Source organism: Micromonospora sp. NPDC051196 (genome assembly GCF_040682415.1).
Taxonomy (GTDB): domain Bacteria; phylum Actinomycetota; class Actinomycetes; order Mycobacteriales; family Micromonosporaceae; genus Micromonospora.
On record NZ_JBFBAY010000025.1, the window covers coordinates 1 to 26525 of the forward strand.

The 26525-nt window shown below is 71.0% G+C and carries 12 protein-coding genes; 6 read left to right on the forward strand and 6 right to left on the reverse strand.

Translation table 11 applies throughout. The features are described 5' to 3' along the window. Positions 1 to 185, reverse strand: a 185-nt coding sequence (locus tag AB0M35_RS27395) for a polyketide synthase docking domain-containing protein (protein WP_363748897.1), incomplete at its 3' end; no start/stop codon positions are given. A 274-nt stretch (positions 186 to 459) separates the two neighbouring features. Here AB0M35_RS27395 and AB0M35_RS27400 point away from each other — a divergent pair. The 3 genes from AB0M35_RS27400 (at position 460) to AB0M35_RS27410 (ending at position 15850) form a co-directional block, all read left to right on the forward strand. Continuing rightward, complete coding sequence (locus tag AB0M35_RS27400; protein WP_363748898.1) at positions 460 to 8190, forward strand: SDR family NAD(P)-dependent oxidoreductase; 7731 nt, start codon at positions 460 to 462, stop codon at positions 8188 to 8190. Positions 8191 to 8226: 36 nt separating this feature from the next. Then, positions 8227 to 14646 carry a type I polyketide synthase gene (locus tag AB0M35_RS27405; protein WP_363748899.1) on the forward strand — a complete coding sequence of 2140 codons (6420 nt, stop codon included), beginning with the start codon at positions 8227 to 8229 and terminating at the stop codon, positions 14644 to 14646. Positions 14647 to 14782: 136 nt separating this feature from the next. Further along, on the forward strand, positions 14783 to 15850 hold the full coding sequence (locus tag AB0M35_RS27410) for a DUF2855 family protein (protein WP_363748900.1): 1068 nt from the start codon (positions 14783 to 14785) through the stop codon (positions 15848 to 15850). A gap of 101 nt (positions 15851 to 15951) precedes the next feature. On the opposite strand, the gene AB0M35_RS27415 is transcribed toward AB0M35_RS27410, so the two are convergent. Both AB0M35_RS27415 and AB0M35_RS27420 read right to left on the reverse strand, forming a co-directional pair. After that, positions 15952 to 17535, reverse strand: coding sequence for a DUF4139 domain-containing protein (locus tag AB0M35_RS27415; RefSeq protein ID WP_363748902.1), 1584 nt, complete (start codon positions 17533 to 17535; stop codon positions 15952 to 15954). Positions 17536 to 17808: 273 nt separating this feature from the next. Continuing rightward, positions 17809 to 18267 (reverse strand): DUF6223 family protein, encoded by a 459-nt coding sequence (locus tag AB0M35_RS27420; protein ID WP_363748903.1) that lies wholly within the window; start codon positions 18265 to 18267, stop codon positions 17809 to 17811. Between the two features lie 193 nt (positions 18268 to 18460). Here AB0M35_RS27420 and AB0M35_RS27425 point away from each other — a divergent pair, with 193 nt between their 5' ends. Further along, on the forward strand, positions 18461 to 19693 hold the full coding sequence (locus AB0M35_RS27425; protein WP_363748905.1) for a sensor histidine kinase: 1233 nt from the start codon (positions 18461 to 18463) through the stop codon (positions 19691 to 19693). Continuing rightward, positions 19690 to 20376: a response regulator transcription factor gene (locus AB0M35_RS27430; RefSeq protein ID WP_363748906.1), complete on the forward strand. Its 687-nt coding sequence runs from the start codon at positions 19690 to 19692 to the stop codon at positions 20374 to 20376. The genes AB0M35_RS27425 and AB0M35_RS27430 overlap by 4 nt, the downstream gene beginning before the upstream one ends. A gap of 19 nt (positions 20377 to 20395) precedes the next feature. Here AB0M35_RS27430 and AB0M35_RS27435 read toward each other — a convergent pair whose 3' ends face one another. From AB0M35_RS27435 to AB0M35_RS27445, 3 genes are all read right to left on the reverse strand, one after another. After that, positions 20396 to 21514 (reverse strand): Gfo/Idh/MocA family oxidoreductase, encoded by a 1119-nt coding sequence (locus AB0M35_RS27435; protein WP_363748908.1) that lies wholly within the window; start codon positions 21512 to 21514, stop codon positions 20396 to 20398. Beyond that, complete coding sequence (locus tag AB0M35_RS27440; RefSeq protein WP_363748910.1) at positions 21484 to 22194, reverse strand: ThuA domain-containing protein; 711 nt, start codon at positions 22192 to 22194, stop codon at positions 21484 to 21486. Before AB0M35_RS27440 ends, AB0M35_RS27435 begins: the two co-directional genes overlap by 31 nt. A 256-nt stretch (positions 22195 to 22450) precedes the next feature. Continuing rightward, positions 22451 to 25267, reverse strand: a complete 2817-nt coding sequence (locus AB0M35_RS27445; protein WP_363748912.1) for an immunoglobulin-like domain-containing protein — start codon at positions 25265 to 25267, stop codon at positions 22451 to 22453. Positions 25268 to 25696: 429 nt separating this feature from the next. Between AB0M35_RS27445 and AB0M35_RS27450 the strand changes: the two genes are divergently transcribed. After that, on the forward strand, positions 25697 to 26509 hold the full coding sequence (locus AB0M35_RS27450) for an SAM-dependent methyltransferase (protein ID WP_363748914.1): 813 nt from the start codon (positions 25697 to 25699) through the stop codon (positions 26507 to 26509). The last annotated feature ends 16 nt before the right edge of the window (positions 26510 to 26525 follow it).

Below are 26525 nucleotides of genomic sequence, written 5' to 3' on the forward strand. Positions count from 1 at the left end.
CCCGACACCACCAAATCCCACAACTGCTCAGGACTCGACACACCACCCGGATACCGACACGCCATACCCACAATCGCAATCGGCTCACGCGCCGCGGCCTCGATGTCGGAAAGGCGCTGCCGGGTCTGGTGCAGATCCGCCGTGACCCGCCGCAAATAGTCGACGACCTTCTGCTCGTCCGCCATCAGAAATCAGCCTTCCGATCAGTGGAATCCGCGACGGTGGCAGCCTTGTGAATTCGCGTGCGCGTATACGGAAGACCCACCGGCGTCGACGTCATCCTCTGGACAGGAACGAGGCACGGCAACCCCTGTCGTACCCCTAGCGGGGCGGTGATCAGGCCAGCTGAGGTTATAGGGGTACGACAGGGGATGACGTCGAATTCGCCCGACAGTAGCCTCGGCACCGCGCCCGCCGTCCGCTGCGGAATTGCGCTGCGCAAAGATCGGAGAGGACCAGATGAGATCCGGTTCCGGTGACCGTAATCGGCTGGACGGCAGGCGTTCCGCCGATGCCGAGATCGCGATCGTCGGAGTGGGATGCCGCTTCCCGGGCGGAGTTCGGAGCCTCGACGCGTTCGGCCGGCTGCTCACCTCGGGCGACGACGTGCTGCGCGACGTGCCGGTCGACCGCTGGAGCCGTGACCGCTTCGATCCGGCCGGCGGTCCGGGCACGATCAGCAACCACCGTGGCGCGTTTCTCGACGACATCGACCGGTTCGACGCAGGCTACTTCGGTGTGTCGCCGCGCGAGGCCAATGTGCTCGATCCGCAGCACCGGCTGATCCTCGAGGTGGCCTGGGAGGCGATGAGCGACTCCGGGCGGCCACGGCACGAGTGGGCCGGGAGTCGCACTGCGGTGACTTTCGGCTTGCTGGCCAACGACTACGGCCTGCTGCACGCGCGCACGCTGGGCGTCGACCGGATCGGCGAGCACCACGTCAGCGGGCTCGAGTTCAGCTTCGCGGCCGGCCGTCTCGCGTACGCGTTCGACCTGCACGGACCGGTATCCACGATCAACTCGGCCTGCTCATCGTCGCTGCTGGCGGTCCATCAGGCGTGCCAGAGCCTGCGCGCCGGCGACGCCGACACGGCCGTGGCCGGCGGGGTGAGCCTGCTGGTGACGCCGGACATCAGCGTCTTCCTGAGCCGGGTCGGTGCCATCTCGAAGACCGGCCGGTGCCGCCCCTTCGACGCGGCGGCCGACGGCATCGTCCGCGGCGAGGGTTGCGGCGTCGTCGTCCTCAAACGGCTGCGTGACGCGGTGGCCGACGGCGACCGGGTGTACGCGGTGATCCGGGGTTCGGCGGCCAACAACGACGGCCGCAGCATGGGCCTCACGGTGCCGAACTCGGTGGCGCAGGTCGATCTGCTGCGTACGGCGCTGTCCCGTGCCGGGTTGGCGCCGGGCGAGGTGGACTACGTCGAGGCGCACGGCACCGGCACTGCGATCGGTGACCTGATGGAACTGGACGCGCTGGGCGAGGTGTACGGCGCCGGCCACACCGCCAGTCGGCCGGTCCTGGTCGGTTCGCACAAGGCGGTGCTGGGTCACATGGACGCGGCGGCCGGCATCGGTGGGCTGCTCAAGAGCGTGTGGATCGCGCGTTGCGGCGTCGTTCCCCGGCAGCCGCATGTCGAGCAGCTCAACACCAACGTCAACTGGCGCGACGGGGCGCTCAGCGTGCCCTTGGCAGAAGTTCGTCTCGACGGGCTGGACCGGCCGGCCCGCGTCGGGGTGAGTGCGTTCGGGCTCAGCGGCACGAACGTACATGTGATCGTCGAGGCGTTCGCCCCCGCGACGTCGCCGGCCACACCGCCGGCCGAGCCGCCGCACGTGTTGGTCGCGTCGGCGCTCACTGAGGCGGCGCTGGCCGAGCAGGTGGCCGGGCTGCGCGACCGGGTCGCCGCGGACGAGAGCGGGCTGGCCGATCTGCTGGCCTCGGCGGCCACCCGGCGCACGCACGAGACACACAGGTACGCGGTGGTAGCCGTCGATCGCGAGGGGTTGCTGGCCGGGCTGGATGACCCGGCCGGCGCTTACGTCGGGATGGTCGAGGATCCGGACAGCGCGCCGGCACCGGTTTTCATCTATTCCGAGCAGGATGGGCCGTCGCTTGGTGCAGCGATGGATCTGTACGACGCGGATCCGGTCTTCCGGGACGCGCTCGACGAATGTGCCGCCGGGACGTCACTAATCGAGGAGCTGCGCCGAGCGACCCGGCTCGACGACGTCGCGATCGGCCGGTCGGCGACGTTCGCCGTCCAGGTCGCGCTGACCCGGTGGCTCGCCGACCGTGGAGTCCGACCGGGCGCGGTGCTCGGCCTCGGCGCCGGTGACGTCGCCGCGGCCCTCGTCAACCGAAGCCTGTCATCGGTGGACGCCACCGGCACGCTCGCCCCGGGCACCGACGGCACCTCCAACTTCCAGCAGGCCCTGGACGCGCTGCTGGCCGAGGACGATCATCCGCTGGTCGAGATCGGCGCCGCGACCGTGGAAGCCACGCTCATCGAGGCGGCCCGGCGGCACGGCCGCCAACCGCCGATCCTGGCCATGCTGCACCCGGGCGAACCCGCCGTCATCACCGCGCATCGCGCACTGGCGCGACTGCACGTCGCCGGGACCCCGGTCGACTGGGACCGGGTCACCGGGCGCCCTCGCCGCTACCGCGCGCTGCCGACGCCGTCCTGGCGGGACGGCCGCTACTGGCTTCCGGGGGTACCGCGCGGCGGACAGCAGTCCGATCGAGCCGCCTCCGCGACCGCCGACGCTCTCGCGCAGCCGTCTCTGGCAGGCGAAACACCCGAGCCGGCACTGCCGGCTGGTGCAAGCCCCGCGCCCTCGCTTCCGGACCGCGAAACCCCTGCGTCGCCGCCTCCGGCGAAGAAGCCGGGCGCAGCGCTGATCGGCCAGGTGACCGCGGCGGTGCGGCAGGTTCTCGGGCTTCCCGACAGTCAGCCGGTGGCGCGCCGCCGGGGACTGTTCGAGCAGGGCCTCGATTCGCTCACCGCAGTGGCGCTGCGACAGCGGCTGGAACAGGCGTTCGGGGTCGCGCTGCCGGTGCCGATCGTCTTCGAGCGGCCGACGATCGTAGCGCTCGCGGAGTATCTGACCGAGATCGGCGCGGACGCTTCGGAGTCGACCTCACCCGCCTCTCCAGTTGGCCCGACTTCAGCACCCGAGACGCCTACGGGTGCGGCTGGGGAACCCGACACAGCCGTCGGCACGGCTCAGGCGCCGGCTGGCCGGGTCGCGGGCGCCGATACGCCGGTCGGTGCGGCCGAGCCCATCGCGGTCATCGGTGTGGCCTGTCGGCTGCCCGGGGCGTCGTCGCCCGGCGAGTTCTGGGATCTGCTGTTGGCCGGCGGCGAGACGGTCCGCGATGCGCCGCCGGGGCGGCGAGATGACCCGATGTGGGCCGAGTTGGGGTCGCAGATTCCAAGCCGGGGCTCGTACCTGGACGATGTCGCCGGGTTCGACGCGCCGTTCTTCCGGGTCTCGCCGCGTGAGGCGCGGCTGCTCGACCCGCAACAGCGGCTGTTCCTCGAGGTCGCCTGGGAGGCCCTCGAAGACGCGGGCTGTCCGGCCGACGCGCTCGCCGGGCGGCCGGTCGGTGTCTACGCCGGGCTGGCGATGGCCGACTACCAGCATCTGGTCGCGCGGGAGATGACCCGCGACGCCCGCGGGTTGAGTCTGCACCACGGCACCGGGACGTCGTTCGCGGCGTTGGCCGGTCGGCTCTCGTATGTGCTGGGCCTCAGCGGCCCCAGCCTCGCCGTCGACACCGCCTGCTCCGCCTCGCTCACCGCGGTACACCTGGCCTGCCAGGCCCTGCGCTCCGGCGACTGCGAGGTGGCCGTCGTCGGCGGCGCCAGCGCGATCGTCGCGCCCAGTCCGCTGATGGCGTCGATGGGTGCGAGCGGCGCGCTGTCGCTGGACGGGAGGTGCAAGGCCTTCGACGAGGACGCGGACGGCTTCGGGTGCGGTGAGGGTTCCGCGGTGCTGGTGCTCAAACCGCTGACGGCCGCGCAGCGCGACGGCGACCGGGTCTACGCGGTGCTGGCCGCTTCCGCGGTCAACCAGGACGGCGCGAGCGGCGGCCTGACCGTGCCCAACGCGTCGGCTCAGGTGTCGGTGGTCCGGCAGGCGCTCCGCCGCGCCGGGTGGTCGCCGACCGATGTGGACTATGTGGAGACCCACGGCACGGGTACGCCGCTCGGGGACCCCATCGAGGCCCGCGCCCTGGCCGAGTCCCTGGGCACCGGCCGAGCCGCGGACCGCCCGCTGCTGATCGGCTCGGTCAAGGCCAACGTGGGCCACCTGGGCGCCGCCGCCGGCGTGGTCGGCCTGCTCAAGGTCGTACTGGCGATGACGCACGGGCAACTTCCACCGCACGTGGTCGACGAGCCGACCAGTCGGATCGACTGGCACAATTTGCCGGTCACGCTGGTCACCGAGGCGCAGGACTGGCCGGCCGGAACGGCCCGCGCCGGGGTGAGCGCGTTCGGCTTCAGCGGCAGCAACGCGCACGTCCTGGTCGAGCAGGCGCCCGCGATTCCGGCCCGCGAACACACACCCGTCGGACCGCCGTACGTGCTGCCGATCAGCGCCGCCACCCCGGAAGCACTGCGGGCCGCCGCCGCCCGGATGGCCGACCACCTGCGGTCGGCATCGGATCCGCTGGACGACATCGTGTTCACCGCCACCCACCGGCGCGCGACGCTCCAGCACCGCCTGACCGTGACGGGCGCGGACCGCGAGGAGCTGATCGAGACACTGGTCGACTTCGCCGCGGGCGGGCTACCGGCCGGTGCGCACACCAGCAGCACCGACGACGCGGAGCCGTCCGAAGCGATGACCGGCAACGTGACCGGCCGGGTCGTCAGTCTTCCGGCCTATCCGTGGGAGCACCGGCCGTACTGGTATCGCGACCTCTCCCCCCGTCCGACCCTGTCCTGGGTGTTGAGCGCCACCGACGCCGACGAACTGCGCGGGCGCGGGTCCCGGCTGGCCGCCTTCGTCCGCGAGGGCGAGGTGAACGCCGCCGCCGTGGCCACCGCGTTGGCCGCCGAGCCGGCTGCCGCGCACCGTCTGGTCGTCACGGGCGGGGACCGGGCGCAACTGCTCGCCGCCCTCGACCAGCACTGTCTCGGCGAGCGCCCAGGCAACCTCGTTCAGCGCGCAGCCGTGGCGTCGACCCGCACGGCGTTCGTTTTTCCGGGCCAGGGCTGGCAGTGGGCCGGCATGGGCGTACGCCTGCTCGACGTCTCCCCGGTGTTTGCGGCGACCGTCGAGGAATGCTCGGCGCTAGTGCACGAACTCACCGGATGGTCGGTGCTCGACGTGCTGCGCCGCGTTCCCGGTGCGCCGTCGATGGACCGTGTCGACGTCGTGCAGCCGGTCATGTTCACCGTGATGGTCGCGTTGGCCCGCTGGTGGCAGTCGATCGGCGTGCAGCCGGAGGCCGTCGTCGGGCACAGCCAGGGCGAGATTGCCGCGGCGCACGTCGCCGGCATCCTCGACCTGCCCGACGCGGTCCGGGTGGTCGTGACCCGCGCGGCGGCGCTGACCAGGCTGGCTGGCCAGGGTGCGATGATCTCGGTGGCGGCCAGTCCCGAGGTGGTACGAGGGTTGATCTCCAGCGGCCTTTCCATCGCCGCGTACAACGGTCCTAGCAGCACGGTGCTGAGTGGAACTCCCGAGGCCGCGGAGGCGTTCATCACCGCCTGCACCGCCGACGGCCTCCGCGTGCGACGAATCCCGGTGGACTACGCGTCGCACGGGCCGCAGATCGAGACGATCCGCGAGCACCTACTCGACAAGTTCGGCACGATCACGCCCCGGCCCGGCCGCGTGCCGCTCTACTCGACGGTGACCGGCACAGTGGTCGACCCGCTACGGATGACCACCGAATACTGGTACGACAACCTGCGCCGGCCGGTGCGTTTCGAGACGGCGGTACGGGCCCTGCTCGACGACGGCTTCCGCACGTTCGTCGAGAGCAGCGCGCATCCCGTGCTCGGCGTCGGCATCAGCGACACCGTGGCCGACGCGGACGCCGAGGCAACCGTGCTGGACACGCTGCGCCGCGACGACGACACGACGAACCGGCTGCACGTCGCCGCCGCCCACGCATGGACCGGCGGGCTGCCCGTCGACTGGTCGACATTGCTGCCCGCGGTGATGCCGGCACAGTTGCCGGATCGTCCTGCCGCTGCGGCACCGGATTCGACCACGGTGCAGGGCGGCCTGGTCGAGCGGCGCTTCTGGCAGAGCATCGAACGCGGCGACATCGAGCGCCTCGCGGCCACGCTCCACCTACGTGACGACCAGTTGTCCATGTTCGGTGAACTGCTGCCCACGTTGTCGACGTGGTGGCGGCAGACGCGCGAGGAGGCGGTGACCGAGTCGTGGCGGTACCGGACCGTCTGGCAGCGGGTGGAACTCACACCGGCCGCGCAGCCGGGGTCGTGGCTCGTCGTGGCACCCGCCGCCCTCGCCTCGCATCCGCTGGTCACCGGCAGCGTCGAGGCGCTGGACGCCGACGTGCTGACCGTCGACCCGGCGCTGGACGATCTGGGCGCCCGGCTGCACGCTGTCGCCGCGCACTCAGCGATCCTGTCGCTGCTCGCCCTGGACGAGACGCCGCTGCCCGGTCATCCGGCCGTGTCCGCAGGGCTGGCCGGCACCGTGCGGCTGTTCCAGGCCCTCGACGAGGCCGACAGCGACGCCAAGGTGTGGTCGGCGACCAGCGGTGCAGCGGCCGACCACCCGAGCCAGGCCCAGCTGTGGGGTCTGAACCGGGTGGTCCGCCTGGAGAACCCCGACCGCAGGGCCGGTCTGATCGACCTACCGCCGGCTCTGGATCATGATGCCCGGTTACGCCTGCGTGCCGCGCTCACCAACGGCGGCCCGGAGGATCAGGTCGCGATCCGCCCGGACGGCCTCTACGCGCGGCGCCTCGAACGCGCACCCCTGCCGGAGACCCCGCCCGCGCAGCGCTGGCAGCCGACGGGTACGACCCTGGTCACCGGCGGCACCGGCGCGCTCGGCGGTCATGTTGCCCGCTGGCTGGCGCACAACGGCGCCCCGCACCTGTTGCTGGTCAGCCGCCGCGGCCCCGAGGCGGACGGCGCCGCGGAGCTGCGCGCCGAGTTGGTCGAGCTCGGCGCGCAGGTCACCATCGTCGCCTGCGACCTGACCGACCGCGTCGACCTGGCCCGGGCGCTGGCCGCGGTCCCCGCCGAGCATCCGCTCAGCGCTGTGGTGCACACGGCCGGGGTGGTCGGTGACCGCCCGCTCCGCGACCTGACACCGGCCCGGCTGGAAGAGGTGCTGCGGCCCAAGACCACGGCGGTGCGTAATCTCGACGAGCTCACCCGCGGCCATGATCTCACCGCGTTCGTGCTGTTCTCGTCCTGGTCGGCGCTGCTGCCGAACGTGGGCCAGGCCGGATACGCCGCCGGCAACGCGTACCTGGAAGCCGTGGCCGCGCAGCGCCGTGCCGCCGGGCTACCCGCGCTGGCGGTGGCCTGGGGCGCCTGGTCCGGCGGTGGGATGGCCGGCGACGAGGGTTTCGCGCGGTGGTTAAGCCGCGACGGCATGGACCTGATGACCCCGCACCTGGCGGTCACCGCGCTGCACCAGGCGCTGGACCACGGCGACATCAGCCTTGCCGTGGCGAACGTGGACTGGCAACGCTTCGCTGAGATGTCCCGCAGCGGCGGACCGCAGCCCCTGGTCGCCGGGCTGCTGCCCGCGATCGGCCCGGTCGCCGAGGCCAGGCCGACGGCGCAGCCCCTGGAGCACATCGCCGCCCTGTCCGGGGCGGAGCGCGAGGAGGCGCTGCTGGAGATCGTCTCCGTCGACGTCGCGACGGTGCTCGGTCACGCTTCCGGTCAGCGGACCGATCCCGACCGGACCTTCCGTGACCTCGGCTTCGATTCGGTGACCGCGATCGAGCTGAAGAACCGGCTGACCGCCTCGACCGGGCTGCGTGTGTCGGCGACCGCCGTCTTCGACCACCCGAACCCACTGGCCCTGGCACGGCATCTGGTCGAGACATACGAGGCGCTGACGCCACGACCGCCCGCCGAACAGCCGTCGGCCGCAGCCGACGAGGGTTGGGACGCCATCGACGAAATGGCCGTCGAGGACCTGGTCCGGCTGGCCCGCGGCAACGCCCCCTGATCCGTCGCACGTCCGGCACAGAGCGGAGTTCCGACCATGACGACGTCCGGTCAAGAGATCGTCGAGGCGCTGCGGGCGTCGGTGAAGGAGACAGAGCGGCTGCAACGGCAGAACCGGGAGCTGTTGGCCGCGGCGCGCGAGCCGATCGCGATCGTGGCGATGGCCTGCCGCTATCCGGGCGGCGTGTCCACCCCCGAACAGCTGTGGGACCTGGTCGCCGCCGGGCGGGACGCGACCTCGGAGTTCCCGACCGACCGGGGGTGGCCGGAGGACCTGTACGACCCGGATCCCGAAGCGGTGGGCCACTCGTACGTGAACCGGGGCGGGTTCCTCGACGATGTCGCCGGGTTCGACGCGGAGTTCTTCGGGATCTCGCCACGCGAGGCGCTCGCGATGGATCCGCAGCAGCGATTGCTGTTGGAGGTCTCCTACGAGGCGCTGGAGCGCACGGGAATGGAGCCGGCGCGGCTGCGCGGTTCACGGACCGGCGTTTTCATCGGCGCATCCACATCCGCCTACGTCCCGGATCTGAGTCGGGTGCCCGAGAACGTGGAGGGCTACGCGCTGACCGGCAACCTGGCCAGCGTGCTGTCCGGACGGGTGGCGTACTCGTTCGGCTTCGAGGGTCCCGCGGTCACCGTCGACACGGCGTGCTCGTCGTCGCTGGTCGCGCTGCACCTCGCCGTGCAGGCGCTGCGGCAGGGTGAGTGTTCACTCGCGCTGGCGGGCGGCGTGACCGTACTGGCCAGCCCGACCGCGTTCGTCGAGTTCTCCCGCCAGCGTGGCCTCGCCCGCGACGGGCGGTGCAAGCCGTTCTCCGCCGACGCCGACGGTTTCGCCGCCGCCGAGGGCATCGGCGTACTCGCCTTGGCACGGCTGAGCGACGCGCAGCAGGCGGGGCATCCGATCCTGGCGGTCATCCGCGGCACGGCGACCAATCAGGACGGCGCCAGCAACGGGCTGACCGCGCCGAACGGCCCGTCGCAGCAGCGGGTGATCCGGGCCGCGCTCGCCAACGCCGGTCTCACGGTCACCGACATCGACGTGGTCGAGGCGCACGGCACGGGCACCAAGCTCGGTGACCCGATCGAGGCCCAGGCGTTGCTGTCCACGTACGGTCAACGCCCCGCCGACCGTCCCCTGCACCTCGGCTCGCTCAAGTCGAACCTCGGGCACACCCAGGCCGCCGCCGGTGTCGGCAGCTTGATCAAGATGGTGCTGGCCGCACGGGCGGAAACGCTGCCGCCGACGCTGCACGCCGACCAGCCCTCGCCGATGATCGACTGGTCGGCCGGTGCGGTGTCGCTGCTGACCGAGCCCCAGCCGTGGCAGAGGTCCGCCGACCACGTCCGCCGGGCCGGAATCTCCTCCTTCGGGGTCTCCGGCACCAACGCCCACGTCATCATCGAGGAGGCCCCCGCCGTCCCGCCGGTCCCGCCCGGGTCGGCGAAGGACCCGTTGCTGACCAGCACCCCGGTCATCACCTGGCGGCTGTCCGGCGCCACCACCGCCGGGCTACGCGCGCAGGCCGGCCAGTTGCTCGCATTCAGCGAAAGCGACCGCAGACCGGATGCCGCCGCGATCGGCCAGGCCCTGTTCGACCGTCCGGCGTTACGACACCGCCTGGCCATCACCGCCGCCACCCGGGACGAGCTGCATGCCGGCCTGGAGCACTTCATCGCCACCGGCGAGGCCGACGCCAACAGCACCCTCGGCACGGCACTCTCACGGCCCAAGGTCGCTTTCGTATTCCCCGGCCAGGGCTGGCAGTGGGACGGCATGACCGCCGACCTGCTCGACACGTGCCCGGTCTTCGCCGCCACGGTCGCTGAGGCCTCGGCGCTGATCGAGCAGCGCACCGGCTGGAGCGTCGTCGACATCCTGCGCCAGGACCCCGGCGCCCCCGACACCGGCCGCGTCGACGTCATCCAGCCCGTCATGTTCACCGTCATGGTGGCGCTGGCCCGCACCTGGCAGGCCGCCGGCATCCAGCCCGACGCCGTCATTGGCCACTCCCAGGGCGAGATCGCCGCCGCCCACATCGCCGGGGCGCTCACGCTGGACGACGCCGTGCACCTCGTCGTCACCCGCGCCGCTGCTCTCACCAAGCTGCAACCCGGGGCCATGATCTCGCTGACCACCACCCCAGACCGTGCCGCCAAGCTGCTCGCCGAGCACCCGGGGCTGCACATCGCCGCCGTGAACGGCCCGAGCACCACCATCGTCAGCGGCGACGTACCGGCGGCCGAGGCGCTCCTCGCGCACTGCGCCGCCAACAACATCCACGCCCGGCGGATCCCGGTCACCTACGCCAGCCACTCGCCGCACATCGACGTCCTGCGCGACCACCTGCTCGACGCCCTCGACCACGTCACACCGCGGTCGGCCACGATTCCGCTGATCTCCACGCTCACCGGCGCCCGGATCGACACCACCGAGATGACCGGCCGCTACTGGTACGACAACCTGCGCCAGCCCGTCGCCTTCCACCAGGCCGTCACCGCCGCGCTCGGCACCGGTCACAACACATTCGTCGAGATCAGCGCCCATCCCGCCCTCACGCAGGCGCTCGACGCCTACGATCAGCCGATCGTCACGCACACCACGCTGCGACGCAACACCCACAACACCACGACGCTGCACCGGAACCTGACCCATGGGTGGACCAGCGGCCTCGTCCCGGCCAACCCGCACCCCCATCACGCCACGGTCGAGCTGCCGACGTACCGCTTCCACCGCCAGCGTTTCTGGCTCGACCGCACGCATGTCGCCGAGGCCGCGGACGCCCCGCATCCGTTGCTGACCAGCGTCGTCGAAGTGGCCGGGGACCGCGGCACCCACGTGCTGTCCGGACGGCTCTGCACGCGGTCGCAGCCCTGGCTGGGCGAGCACACGGTCGGTGACAGCACGTTGCTGCCCGGTGCGGTGTTCGTCGAGCTGCTGGTGCGGGCCGGCGACGCGGTCGGGCTGCCGCATGTCAAGGAGTTGGTGGTGGAGCGGCCACTACTGCTCGACCCCGTGACGCCGACCGACGTGCAGATCGTGGTCGACGCCGCAGACGATGCGGGCTACCGACGGGTCGCCGTCCACGCCCGCCGCGGCGATCAGGCGGTGTGGACCCGACACGTCCAGGCGACGCTCAGCACGCAGCCGGACGCCACGAGCCCGGAGCCCGGCATGGTGGTGTGGCCGCCGGTCGGTGCCACGCCGATCGACGTCGACGGGCTGTACGACCAGCTCGCCGAGCGCACGTACCACTACGGGCCGTCCTTCCGTGGGCTGCAGAAGGCGTGGCGACTGGGCGATGACGTCTACGCGGAGGTCGCCCTGCCGGCCGACGCCGCCGGCTTCGGACTGCACCCCGCGCTCCTGGACGCCGCCGCGCACGCCATCCCGTTCGGCGAATTCCTGCCCGCCGACGGCGTCTGGCTCCCGTTCTCCTGGACCGGAGTCACCCTGTACGCCTCCGGTGCCGACCGCATCCGGGTGCGGCTGAGCCCTGGACCCGGCGTGGGTGCAGTCGAGATCGCGCTCGCCGACGCCGCCGGGCAGCCGGTCGCCCGGATCGAGGCAATGCATGCCCGGCGGGTCGACGCCACGGCGCTGGCCGGCGCGGCGTTCTCAGCCGACGACGGCCTTTTCACCCTCGACTGGATCCGGGTCGCCGACCACCCGCAGACCGTGGTCGGCAGCCCACAGAACTGGGCCGTGGTCGGTCAGCTCGCGCCGGCCGGGTTGCCGGGGCTGCCCGACGCCCCCACGTACCCGGGCCTGGACGACCTGATCGCGGCCGTCGACGGCGGGATGCCCGCGCCGGGGCACGTTCTGCTGCCGGTCACCGGCATCGGCGCCGCCGCCCTCGACACCGATGCGGGGACGGTTACCGACGTCGCGTGCGGTGTCGGAGGCGGGGTGCTGGCCGTGGTGCAGCGGTGGCTGGGCTGTCCGGCGCTGACGTCGTCCCGGCTGGTCCTGGTGACCCGCGGCGCGGTCGGCGTCGCCAGCGGTGTCGACGATCTCGGCGCCTCGGTGGTGTGGGGCATGCTGCGCACCGCCCAGGCCGAGGAACCGGATCGGTTCGTGCTCTGCGACCTCGATCCCACCGACGAGCCGGGGGTGGACTGGTCCCGCCTGATCGCAGCGTCACGAACCGAACCGCAGCTCGCCGTACGCGGCGACGTCCTGCTTGCACCGCGGCTGGTCCGCGCAGCGCGGGCCGGTGACCGCATCGCCGGCACCAGCGGCTTCGGTGCCGGCACCGGCTGGCGGGTCGGCACGACCGGCGGCGGGTCGATCGATTCCGTCGACCGTATCCCGGCCGCGACGCAGCCGCTGCGGCCCGGCGAGGTCCGCATCGGTGTACGAGCGGCGGGCCTGAACTTCTACGATGTCGCCACCGCCCTCGGCATGGTCGACACCTCCGACGGCATGGGCGCCGAAGGGGCCGGCGTGATCACCGAGGTCGGTCCCGGCGTCACCAACCGGCAGGTCGGCGACCGGGTGATGGGCACCTTCCCCGGTGCGTTCGCCCCGCTCGCCACCGCCGACGCCCGGATGGTCACGGCCATCCCGGACGGGTGGACGTACCCCCAGGCCGCTTCCGTGCCCGCGGTGTTCCTGACCGCCTACTACGCCCTGCGCGATCTGGCTGACCTGCAACCTGGCGAGAAGGTGCTGATCCACGCGGCGACCGGCGGGGTCGGGATGGCCGCCGTCCAGCTCGCCACCCACCTCGGGGCGACCGTGTACGCGACCGCAAGCCCCGCCAAGTGGCCGGTGCTCAGGGAGATGGGCATCCCGGCCGAGCGGATCGCCTCGTCGCGCAGCACCGACTTCACCGCGACGTTCCCCGTCATGGACGTCGTCCTCGGCTCCCTGGCCGGCGACATGGTGGACGCGTCCATCACGCTGCTCACGCCGGGCGGCCGCTATCTGGAGATGGGCAAGACCGACATCCGCGATGCCTCCGACTATCCCGGTATCACGTACCGGGCCTTCGATCTCAAGGAAGCCGGCCCGCAGCGCACCGGCGAGATGCTCGGCCGGCTCGTCGACCTGTTCGCCGACGGCGCCCTGACCGCCCTGCCAGTGACCAGCTGGGAGCTCGCCGACCTACGCCACGCCCTGCGGCACATGAGCCAGGCCAAGCACACCGGCAAGAACGTCATCCGCATCCCGGTGCCGGTCGACCCGGACGGCACCACCGTGATCACCGGCGGCACTGGCACCATCGGGGCGCTGGTCGCCGCCCGCCTGGTCGAGCAGGGCCACAGTCGCCGGCTGCTGCTGCTCTCCCGGCAGGGCGACGCCGCGCCAGGCGCGGCCGAGCTGCGTGAACGCCTCACCGAGCTGGGTGCCGAGGTGACCATCGCCGCATGCGATACCACCGATCCTGATCAGCTGATCGCCGCCCTCGACGGCATCCCCGCCGCGCATCCGGTTACGGCGGTCGTGCACTCCACCGGCGCGCTGCGGGACGCCACGATCGCCACGCTCACGCAGCAGCAGCTGACCGAGGTACTGACCACCAAGATCAGCGGCGCGGTGACCCTGCACCACTACACCCGCCATCTGGAGCTGGGCGCGTACCTGTTGTTCTCCAGCGCCGGCGGTCTCCTCGGCAGCCCGGGACAGGCCAACTACACCGCCGCCAACACCTTCCTCGATGCCCTGGCCACGTGCCGCCGGCCGGCGACCAGCATCGCCTGGGGTCTCTGGTCGCAGGCCAGCGCGATGACCGCCCACCTGTCCATGTCCGACGTGTCGCGGATGGGCCGCACCGCGATCAGCCCGATGACGACCGCCCACGCGCTGCACCTGTTCGACCACACCCACGCCATGCCGCACGCGCTGCAACTCGCGGCGCCGCTGAACACCGCCCAACTCCCCGACCATCCGCTGTTCGCGCAGCTCAGGCCCGTGGCGACCCGACACCGGCCGATGGCCGGTGTCGGCGCCACGGACCTCGGCGGCCAGCTCGCGCAGCTCACCGCCGAGCAGCAGCACCAGCACGTGCTCCAACTTGTCCAGAGCCACACCGCGACCGTCCTGGCCAAGCCCGACCCGAGCACCATCGGCGCGCACCAGGGGTTCCTCGACCAAGGGCTGGACAGTCTCACCGCGATCGAGCTGCGCAACCGGCTCAACACCGCCACCGGGCTCCGGCTGCCCGCCACCACGATCTTCGACCATCCCACGCCGCATGCCCTGACCCGACACCTTCTCGACGAGCTGGCACCGGACACAGGGGACGGCGGCATGGAGGCGGAACTCCACGCCGACCTGGACAGGGTGGAGAAATGGCTCGCCTCGGCCGAGCAGGACGCGGTGGAAAGGGCGGTGGCACGCATGCGCACGATGCTCAACGCCCTGAGCACCCCCTCCGACGTGACCGAGGTCCTCGCGTCGGGCAGTACCGACGATCTGCTGCGCCTCATCGACCGCGAGTTCATGTGAGGTGCCGGGTCGGGCCGTAAGCGCGGATGCTGAGGCGATGCGCCGCCTCGCCCTGTCCGACCCTGATCCCCGCCGAGTGGGATTTTGCACTCTCAGTGCACTTGTCTCCGGTCGCGCGGCTGCCTAGCGTCACACCATGGCTGACTCGTGGACATTCGCGGTGGCCCGCGACGACCGTGCCCGCACCACGCTCGTCGACGGCCCGTTGCCCACCCTCACCGACGGCGAGGCGCTGCTGCGCGTGGACCGCGTCGGTCTGACCGCCAACAACGTGACCTATGCGGTGCTCGGTGAGTCGATGCGCTACTGGGAGTTCTTCCCGCCCGAGCCCCGAGGGCTCGCTCGGCAGTGGGGGCTCCCGCCGCTGTGGGGCTACGCCGAGGTGACCGCCTCCACCGTGGCCGGCGTCGAGCCGGGCCAACGGGTCTACGGCTACCTCCCGCCCGCCGGCCACCTGGTGGTACGCCCGGACCGGGTGGACGCCTCCGGATTCCGCGACGCGAGCATGCACCGAGCCGAGTTGCCCTCGCCGTACAACGCGTACCGGTCGACCACCGGCGACCCCGCCTACCGGCCGGAGCAGGAGGACCTGCTGATCCTGTTCCGGCCGTTGTTCTTCACCTCGTTCATGCTCGCCGACCAGGTCGTCGACAACGACTACTACGCAGCACAGTCGCTGGTGCTGTCGTCGGCATCGAGCAAGACGGCGTACGCTGCCGCATTCGAACTGCACGGCCGCGGTCCACGCCTGATCGGGCTCACCTCGCCCGGCAATCTCGCGTTCACCCGCTCCCTCGGCTGCTACGACACAGTCCTCACCTACGGCGACATCGACACCCTCGACGCCGTCGCCACCCTCTACCTCGACCTGTCCGGTGCACCCGCGACCCGCGACGCCCTGCGCCACCACCTCGGCGACCGACTCGTCCGGGACATCGCCGTCGGGCTCACCCAGCAGACACCCAACGCCGACGCCGCCGACGAGATCTTCTTCGCGCCGGTGCAGATTCGCAAACGCAGCCAGGACTGGGGACGCGACGGCCTCGACGAACGGTTCACCGAAGCCTGGCAACGGTTCACCCGATTGGTCAGCGGCTGGCTCGACGTGCAGGTCGGCAACGGTCCCGAGGCGCTACGGCACGCCTGGCTCGACGTCCTCGCAGGTCGCACGCCACCGCGGGTGGGCCACATCGTCCAGTTGTAGAACCAACCGTCACGAGACGATCGCCTCCCAGGAATCCGCCGCCCCGCCCGGACCATCCAGCCTGTCACCGAATCCAGCCGCGATTCGAACGCCGACTCGACCTACTCCCGCCAGCCGGTCAGCTCGACCCCTTTGGCCAGCTCCACCCGGAAGCCCAGCGCGATCTCGCCGCTGTCACCCGGCGCGAGCGACAGCCGCCAGGTCAGCTCACCCAGCTCCGTACGCTCGACCGGCGGCGGCACGACGGTCGTCTCCCGCACCACGACCGCCTCGTCGCGCGACACCGGAAGCTGATCACGCACCTCGACGCTCGCCGGGCGGGGCGTGTGGTTGGCGACGGTGATCAGGTACTCCACCTCCCGCCGCCGGGTCGACCCGAGGGTGGCTTTGGTTTCGGCACGCCGATGCAGCTTCCGCTCCACCCGCAGCCGGTCGTCCACCCCGAGCGCCAACTCGGTCTCCTCCCCCGGCGCCCACATCGGCAGCCTGGTGGACGCGACGAAGTCGGCGCCGTGGAACACCGCCGCCGGGCCGGGCAGCAGCGTGTGCTCGGACGTGTTGCGTACGGTGGCCCGCAGGTGCGCCTCGGCGGACCGGACCGGCGCGGTGACGTGGTCCAGCCGGGCCGGTAGTTCCAGCACGGCGATGGTGGCCCGGTGTGCGCTGCCATCGGCCGGCACCGCCACCGGCCGCGCGGGCCGGTAGGTGGCCGCGCTGACCCCCTGCTCGACCTCGGCGACGCTCTCCCGCAGCAGCGGGCGAGCCGCCGCAGCACGCACCGGAGAGCCGCCGGCCGGCGCCGCACCGGGCGCCGACGGCACCGGCATCCCGAGCGGCATGTCCGCCGCCATGCGCGGTGACACCGGCCGGAGCCGGTCGAGATACCACGGCGACAGTTCGGGTACGCCGGTCGTCACCGCCGGCCGAGCGGTGGAAAGGTGGAGTTCGCACTCCGGCCAGTCCTCCCCGGTGTTCTGGCTGACCGCTCCGAACCAGGTGACGGTCATCGTGTCGTCAACCAGCCGCAGGTCGTAGGAGGGTTGCCAGCGGGCCCCGTCCACCAGATAGGTCAACTCCAGCTCGACATCGGCGTCGTCGGCCTCCACCGTCACGATCACCTCGACGGCCAGCCGATCCGGCTCCCGCTTGCCGTGTGCGGCGTCGAGGTCCCGCCCGATCGCGGCCAACTCCTCCGTCAGCTCGGTACGCCGCCGGGCCAGCCCGCGCCGCCGGGTCCGCGAGTCGGCGAGCTGCGCGGCCACCGAGTCGGTGAAGGTGGCCACGTCGCTCGGCGCCGCGTCACCGGCCGCCAACGCCCGGGCGTACGTGCCACCGGCCCGCTCGGCCAGTCGGGTGAGGAACTCCCCGCGCTGCTCCTCGATCCCGTCCGTGTCGTCCACCTCGGCCAACTCGTCGGCCAACTCCCGGCGACGCTGCTCCAGGCCGACCACCTGTGCGTCGGTACTGCGGGCCTGCCGCCAGGTGGTCACGTCCACACCGAGTACGGCGGCCGGACCCCGACCGCCGACGCGGACCGAGTCCCGCCGCAGGCCGAGCGGGAGCGGCGCGACGCGTACCCGGTGCCGGCCGGCGGCCAGCCGGACACCGCCGCGCCGGGTGACCCGGGCCCGGTCCGGATAGACGGTGACGCCGACGACCGGTGCATCGATCTCCGTAGTGTCCACGCGGCGAGGGTAGTCGAGCCCCGCATCGCAGACACCGTCACGGTGGCAGCCCGGAATCCGCCGAGCACGATGGTGAGCTGACCGTGCCAGCGGCCGGGCGTCGGCATCGGACTGCTGTTCCATCCTGCTCACCGTGACGGCGTCGGATCGCCGAAACGGCGGGTTGCGCAGCGGTGGGAGACCGCTTGAGACGGAGCACGAGACTCACCAGCGTTTGTTGGCTGTATACATCGCCGGTCGCTCTTCGTGGCGGTCGGTTCGGCCCGCCTCGGATCATCCGCAGCGGGGGTGCCGGGAGCGGGCCATGGCCAGCCCACCGAGTCCCAGGCTGGCCAGCCCCACCGTCAGGGCTACGACGCCTCCGACTATTCCGTAGCCGGTGCCGGGCCCACCCTTGGCGGCGGCCACCACGTATCCGCCGAGGACCACGCCGATCAACCCCGCCACCAGGGCGATGGTGGCCCCGAGTCGCCCGGTGCCGGTACCGATGGGACTGCTGGGGCGGATCATGGCCAGCCCGCCGACGACCACGCCGGCCAGCGCCGCCAGTGCGCCCACGAAGCCCACGAGTCGCCCGGTGGTCAGGCCGTACGCATCGACCGCAGCCCCTGGTCCGTCTGCGGCTGCCGGCCCGCCGAGCCCGGCCCCTCCCAGCAGTACGACAAGTGCGATGCTTCCGGTCAGGACGGCAGCAGTGACGGCCAGCCCTCCTCGGGTCCTTGATGAACTCATGTCCTTTCACCCCTCTGCATATCGGCGATGGCTCAGATCGTCGCGTCGGTGCGGCGGTCGTGGCCTCCGATGGCGGACGGCAGCGGCTACGCAATCGGGCGTAGCCGGGACCTGTGTCGCCACGCCTGTCGTCGTAGGCGGTCGCGCGCCTGGACGGAGCAATGTCGATGCGTCGGAGCGGTAGGTTCACGGAATGGAACACCGAGCCGGGTCGCAGCCCCTGCGGGTGGTGACGCATGACGTGGTGCTCGCGCTTTTCGTCACCCTGATGCAGGTGCAGGGCACGGTCGCCAAGGTCGCCATCGAGGGTGCACCCCGGCCGCTCACCGACTTCGGAAACCTCGGATACGCGCTGCTGGTGGTGAGTGGCCTGGTCCTGGCCGTCCGCCGCCGGTGGCCGGTTCCGGTGTTTGTCACCACAGCCCTCGCCAGCCTGGTGTACTACGGTCTCGACTTCCCGGACGCGCCTGGCTGGCTCGGGCTGTTCGTCGCCCTGTACACCCTCGCCGCCTACGGTGACGGGCGCCGGTCGTTGATGATCGCTGGTGTCGGTACCACGGTGCTCGCCGCCGGGTGGCTGGTGGCAGCAGCCGACATCGAGCCGCGAGCCGCCATCGGCTGGGTGTTCTTCCGCATCGGTGCGTCGGTCATGAGCGCGGCCCTCGGCGAATCCGTCCGGTCCCGGCGCGTCATCGCAGCCGATGCCCAGGAGCGTGCGGAGCTGGCCGAACGGACCCGTGAGGAAGCAGCGCGAGCGCGGGTCGACGCCGAACGGCTCCGGATCGCGCGCGAGGTCCACGACACCGTCGCGCACGCCATCGCCATCATCAACGTCCAGTCCGGAGTGACCGCGCACGTGTTGGACAAGAGACCGGAGCAGGCGCGCGAAGCGTTGCGGGCCATCGAGCTGACCAGTGCCCGGGCGCTGCGGGAGATGCGGACGATTCTCGGCGTACTCCGGGATGACAACGACGGCCGCGTACCGCAGGCAGGCCTGGAACAGCTGGACGAACTCACCGCCAAGGCACGCGACGCCGGACTCGACGTCACGCTTGAGGCGATCTCGCCCGCCTCGCCGCTGCCGAGCGCGGTGGGCAGTGCCGCCTACCGCATCATCCAGGAGGCGATCACCAATGTGATCCGCCATGTCGGCCCGACCCGGGTGACGGTCGCGCTGCACCCGGGGATCGACGTCCTGGAGATCCGAGTGGCCGACGAGGGCCCGCGCAGTCGGTCCGGTGACAGCGGCGCGGACCGACCGACCGGCGACACCACGGACACCCGCACCAGACCCGGCTGCGGAATCGTGGGCATGCGCGAGCGCTGTCAGCTGCTCGGCGGAGAACTCGACGCCGAGCCGACCCCGCGCGGAGGTTTCGAGGTCAGGGCCCGGCTGCCCCTCGCACCGGACGGGTCACGCCGGTGAACCCGGCAGCTGCGGCACCGCCGATCAAGGTGCTGCTCGCCGACGACGAAGGGCTGGTGCGGTCCGGGTTCAAGTTGCTGCTCGACGTCGAGGACGACATCACGGTCGTCGGTGTAGCGACGAACGGCGCCGAAGCCGTGGAGGGTGCCCGCGTCGCCCGTCCCGACGTCGTCCTCATGGACATCCGCATGCCGAAGGTGGACGGAATCCAGGCCACGGCCCAGATCACCCGGATGCGCGGGCTGGAGCGGGTGCGGATCCTCATTCTCACCACCTACGACACCGACGCCAACGTCTTCGAGGCTCTGCAGGCCGGTGCCAGCGGCTTCCTGCTCAAGGACGCCGGACCGGCCGAACTTCTGCACGCCATCCGGGTGGTCGCCGCGGGGGAAGCCCTGCTCGCGCCGCGGATCACCAGACGCCTCATCAGCCAGTTCACGGCGCGGCGAACGGCAGCCACCGCAGCGCAGGAGCGACTCGCGGTGCTCACCGAACGCGAGCGGGAGGTGCTCGCCCTGGTGGGGCGGGGCCTGAACAACGACGAGATCGGCGGCGAACTGTTCCTCAGCCCGGCCACCGCGCGTACCCATGTCAGTCACGCGATGGCAAAACTGGGTGCGCGTGACCGGGCCCAACTGGTGGTCATCGCCTATCAGACCGGACTGGTCAGCCCTGACATGTGACCGCGCAGCGCACCACGCCTCAACTCCCGGGCGCGGGGGCTGACAGCCAGTCCTCGGGCGGGGTGAGCGGGACGGGTGCGGGGCGTTCGACGGTCGTCGTCAGCTCGATCCGTCGGCCCTCGGCTGCCGAACGGAGCAGGGCGGTCATGATGTCGAGTACGTGCAGCGCAACCTCACCGCTGGCCCGGGGCGGACGCGTCTCGCCGGCCCGGACGAGGTCGATCAGGCCGACCCCCCGGGCGGCGCCGACGTAGCCGGCCTGCGGTTCAAGGGTGCGCCACCCGGGGCCGCCGAGCGCGAGGTGGCGGACCTCGCCGTCGAAGTTGTTCGGATCGGGTACGGTGAGGGTGCCGTTCTCCCCGTGCACCTCGATCGGCGCGGCCGTCGTCGCGACACCGTCGAAGCTGGTCGTGAGGGTGGTCAGGACGCCGCCCGCATGTTCCAGCACACCGGTCACGTGGGTCGACACCTCGACCGGTATCCGCTGCCCGAGACGGGGGCCCGAGCCGATGATCCGGCTGTCGCGCAGTCGGCTGGCCGCCCCGATCACCGCACGGACCGGCCCGAGCAGGTGGACCAGCGCCGAAATGTAGTACGGCCCCATGTCCAGCAACGGGCCACCGCCCGGGACGTAGTAGAAGTCGGGGTTGGGGTGCCAGCGCTCGTGGCCGGGGGTGATCATGACGGCCGACGCGGCCTGCGGGCGGCCGATCAGTCCACCGTCGATTGCCGCTCGGGCGGTCTGCGTACCGGTGCCCAGGACGGTGTCCGGCGCGCAACCGACGAGGACGCCGGCCGACGCCGCCCGGTCGATGATCGTTCGGCCTTCCGGGAATGTAGCGGTGAGCGGTTTCTCGCCGTAGACGTTGCGGCCGGCGTCGATCGCCGCGCCCGAGATCTCGGCGTGCGCCGCCGGGATCGTCAGGTTGAGCACCGTCGCCACGTCGGGGTGGTGGAGCAGTCGCTCGACACTCATCGCCTCGGCGCCGGGAATCGTGGCAGCGGCGGCGACGGCCCGGGAGGCGTCCAGGTCGGCCACCGCGACGACGCGCACCGCGGGATGGTCGGCGAGGGTGTTCAGGTACGCGCGGGAGATGAACCCGAGACCTACGATGCCGACGCCGTGCGGGTCGCCCACACCATCCCCCTCTCGATGACGGTACGCACGCTCGGGTGTTCCAGCACGTCGAGGCTGTGTCCCGGGGTCGTCACGACGATCCGCCCGGCGCCCCAGTTGCGGGTCCAGATCGCCGGCGAGGTGACCGGCCGGTGCCACGGGTGCCACGCCCGTGTCGGATGGGTGGTGGTGGCCAGTACCTCGATCAGGTCGTCGTGCAGCACCCAGTACTGCTCGGTGACCAGGTCGAAGTCCTCGATCCCGGCGGTGATCGGATGCTCCCGGCCGAGATCGGTGATTGTGATCGTGTGGGGCAGGAAGCTGTCCTGCTCCCCGCCGCTACGCTCGCACGGTTCGACGCCCGGATGGGTGGCGAACTGGCCGCCCACCAGGTGCAGGTAGTCCGAGGATGCGCGGAACGAGTCGACGATGCCGCCGTGCCAGCCGGTGAAACCCGTCCCGGCGGCGATCGCCGCAGCCAGCCCCGCCACCTGCTCGCCGGTGATCTGCGACATCGTCATGCACTGCACGATGAGGTCGGTGTCGGCCAGTGCGGCGGCGTCGGCGTAGATCTCCGTCGTCCCCTCCACCCGTACCGTGTATCCGCTGCGTTCGAGGAACGGGATGAACAAGTCGGTCGCCTCGACCGGCCGGTGTCCTTCCCATCCACCCCGGACCACAAGGGCTCTCCGCCGCGCCACACCCGCTCCCTCCCCCGATGCGTCGCCCCGGGCCACCGTTCCCGCCCGGCCGACCCGCACCTACCGATCATCGATAACCGTACTCGGCCCGCCACCCTCTCGTCCCTCCCCGGAGGTGGAAGCTCCGTGCCGGCTCACGTCGTGCGCGAGGTGCGACCGGGAACGTGAAGGTCGGAGTAAGGAGCGGGCGAGATCAACTGATCTCGCCCGCTCCCTTGTGGCGCGATTCAGCGGCGCCTCGGCGTACCTGTGCCGGCTACCGCACCGTCAGGTTCTGATAGGTGTCGGCGTGGCCCTGGTAGGTCGGGTTGCCGGAGTAGGCGACGTGGACCCGGTAATTCCCGCGCTTCAGATCGGCGGTCTGCAGCGTGACGACGGCCTTGCCGTCGACCAGTGGCACGACCTGCACGGTGCCGCCGAAAGTGACCGTAACCTCGCCGGTCGGGGTCGAAGCGTTCTTCTTCGGCCCGCCCTTCGGCTCGACCGTCACGTTCAGCGTGAACGTGTCCCCACGGACGACCGAGGCCGGCGCGGCCTTCGCGTGGACCTTGACGGCCTTCGAGCCGGCCGGCACCTGGACCGACGCCGTACCCTCCGACGCCTTCAGGTAGTCGACGCCGAGGTACTCGGCCTTGACCGACCGGGTGCCCGCAGGCAGCCCCGTCGGCAGCGTGACCGTGGCCGCGCCGTCGGTCAGGTAGGCGACCTCCGACCACGAGCCGACGCTGAACCGCACCTGACCGCCGGTCTCGAACCCGTCAGCCGCAGTGACCGTGGCGGTGGCCGTGGTCGTCTGGGCCCCGCTCGCGTACGGCTCGACAACCACCTCGGTGGTGGTCGTGACGTCGCTGTTCGGGATCCCGCGGATGTCGTTCCACTCGCGCAGGGTCAGCGGGATCACCGTGCCGTGACGCGGCCGGACGACACCGGCGTTGGTCATCGTGATCGGCTTGGCGTTCCAGGTCGGCGCCTCGATGTCCTCGTGGCAGGCGGCCTGGTAGCCACCACCGTTGGTGTACCGGTCACCCCAGAGGTAGAACTGGCCGGGGCAGGCGGTGTCACCAGGGTTGGCCTTGAAGATGACCGGCCCCTCGTACCCCTGGTTGGCGACCCACGTCGTGCGCCCCAGCGCCGGAGCCAGCAGGGTCCAGTTGTTGATGTTGCTGTCCAGGAAGTCGGTGTGCTTCTCCGAGAAGATGTCCGAGCCCTGGTTACCGGCCTCGTTCTTGGTCACCCGGTAGTAGTGGTCACCGACCTTGATCGCGGTCGTGTCGATCCGCGACAGCGGTGCCGGGTCCTGCCAGACCTGGGGAGCGGAGAACGTCTGGAAGTCGCGCGTCGTGGCGTACCACATCTGCGCGTTGCCCTGACCCGTGCGGTTCACCGGGTTGTTCCACAACGACTGCGCCCAGAAGACGACGTAGGCGCCGATCTCGTCGACCCACAACGACTCGGGCGCGAAGGCGTTGCCCGCGTCGTCGGGGGCGACCTTCACGTGCCGCTGCGGAGTCCAGTTGACCAGGTCGTGCGACTCGAACACCTCGATGTACTGGGTGTCGTTGATGGCGTAGCCGCCCTGGTCGTACCAGTTCAGGTCGGTGGCGATCATGTAGAACGTGTCGCCGTCGGGTGAGCGGACGATGTGCGGGTCACGAAGGCCCTGGTCGCCCAGCTGGGAGATGAGCGACGGCCGACCCCCGGTCAGACCGGTCCAGTCCAGCGCGGTGTTGCCGTTGGACGTGGCGAACATGATCTGCTCGCCGTCGGCGATCCCCTCACCCTTGAAGTACCCCATGAAGTACCGCTCGTACTCCTCGGTCCGGGGCATGGCGGTGATGGTCACCGGGAACGACTTCGTCTTCGAGGCCGAACCCTTGGTGAGGGTCGCCGTCAGGGTGGCCTCGACATCCGCACGACCGAAGGCGGGACGGGTCACCTCGCCGGTGCCGGTGACGAGGTCGGTGGTCGACGTCCAGGTGATCGTGGATCCGAATTCGCCGGCCGCCGGGAGGTTGATGTTCCCGCGTACGTCGTCGGTGGCGTACAGGGTCAGGTCGAGCGTGTCACGGTCGACCGCCTGCGCGTTGTCGAACTCGGCCTTCACCACGACGGGAATGTCCCGCGTGGTGACCTCCGTAGCGCCCTTGCGGACCGTCGCCGTGAGGACGGCTGTCGCGTCGGGCTGTCCCTGCGCGGGTCGGGTGATCCGGCCGGTCACCGGCACCTTGCGGGCGCTGTTGAGCGCCGGCGGGGTGTAGACCTCGACGACCGACGGGTCCGAACTCGTCCAGGTGATCGCCGAGCCCGCCACCGAGCCCACCTTGGGCAGGACGATGTCGCGTACGATCGCGCTGGTCAGACCGAGGTCGATGGCCTCGGCGTCGGCGCGGACGCCGGTGGAGACGGTCCGCTGCGCCAGGGCAAGAGTCTCGTCGGCGCTCACGGCCCGGTCGTAGACCCGGAAGTCCCGGATCGTTCCGCGGAACGAGTAGTGGCCCGAGTTCTGCGAGCGGGCGAGGAAGTTGCAGGTGGTTCCCGCAGCGTTCACCGACGGCGGCGTGGTCAGGTTCGTCGACGTCGCGTGCAGCACGCCGTCGAGGTAGAGCCGACCGGTCCAGCTCGTGCCGTTCGAGTTCAGCGACTGGGTGTACGTGACGTGCGTCCACGCCCCCTCGGTCATGCGGACCCGGTTCTGCTGGAGGTTCGTCGCACCCACCGCGACGCGGAATCGCTGGGTGTTCGACGCGAAGATGGAGCCCTGACCGCCGGTGTCGACGTCACACGAGCCGGACTTCGCGCCGAAGCTCCACATCTGGTGCTCGCCGACGTTCGCCGGGTCGATCCACACGTCGTAGTCGACGGTGAGATTCGACATGCCGGCGGTGAGGTTGTTCGGCAGCTTCACGTACGCACCCTCAAGGGCGCCCTCGTACGAATCGGGGTTGAACCTGACTCCGTCCCCGGTCAACCTCGCCTTCTCCGGATTCACGAGCGTGGCATTCGCCGCCGAGCCCGCGCTACCCGAGTTGACCAGCGTCGTCCCACTGGTCTCGTCAAGGGCGAAGCGGTGCACCAGCCCTTCGTTGAGCTGGTCGTCGGCAGCGTACGAGGGGGTCGGCGCGAACGAGGTCGAGAGAAGCGCACCCAGTGCAAGGATCGCGATGGTTCTACCCTTCCGACTCAGCCTGGGACGTGACCTTCGCTGTCCCGATCTCAATGGTCCTCCTTTGTGGTGGTGGACTCTCTGGTGTGGACGAGAGCGTTGTTAACGCTAACTTCGGCGTACTGCCAGGTCAACGGAACGACGGGTGGCGGCCCGAGGTCATGGAGTTGGGTCGCCGGTGGTCACCCGTCCCAGCGGGGATGCCCGTCAATCACTGATCATGGGGAGAAAGCTGAATCCACTTCGGTGTGTGGCTACACTCTGTCCGGCGCTCGGCTCAAGCGGTTCGGTCGACCGCAATTCGGCGAGGACGAGGAGACAACTGTGACCAGTCCAGAGGTGGCACCGTCCGGGGTCGATATGAACACGCCGAGCATCGCCCGGGTCTACGACTTCTTCCTCGGCGGCAAGGACAACTTCGCCGTTGACCGCGCTGTGGCCGAACATGCGGTCAGGATTACGCCGGACGGTCCTCAGGCCGCCCAGGCCAACCGTGCTTTCCTGCGCCGGGTGGTTCGTCTCCTCGCCGCCGAGCAGGGCGTCAATCAGTTCCTCGATATCGGCTCGGGTCTGCCCACGCAAGGCAATGTGCACCAGGTGGCCCTGCGTCACGACGCGCAGGCGCGGGTGGTCTACGTCGACAACGACCCGATCGTGCTGGCCCACGGGCGCGCGTTGCTGGCCAGCGAGGGAACCGCGACGGTCATCCAGGCCGACATCCGTTCACCGGAAGCCATCCTGGAACACCCCGAGGTGCGTCAGTTCCTGGACTTCGACCGCCCGATCGGTTTGCTGCTCTTCGCGATCCTGCATCACCTCAGCGACGACGAGAGCCCCAAGGCGGTGGCCTCGACACTTATCGAGGCCCTTCCCTCCGGCAGCTACGTGGCGATCTCCCACTTCCGTGACCCCGGCCAACGGCACCCGGACGCCTCTCGCAAGGCCCATGAAGTCGAACGCGTCTTCAACCAGTCACTCGGCACCGGCCGCTGGCGTACCGACGAAGAAATCCTCTCCTTCGTCGAAGGCCTGGAAGTGCTGGAGCCGGGGCTGGTACCGCTGGCCGAATGGCGACCGGAACCGGACGAGACCACTCCCGACCAGAGCGACACCTACCACACCTTCATCGGACTCGTCGCCCGCAAACCGTGACACCCCGCTCGGCGGT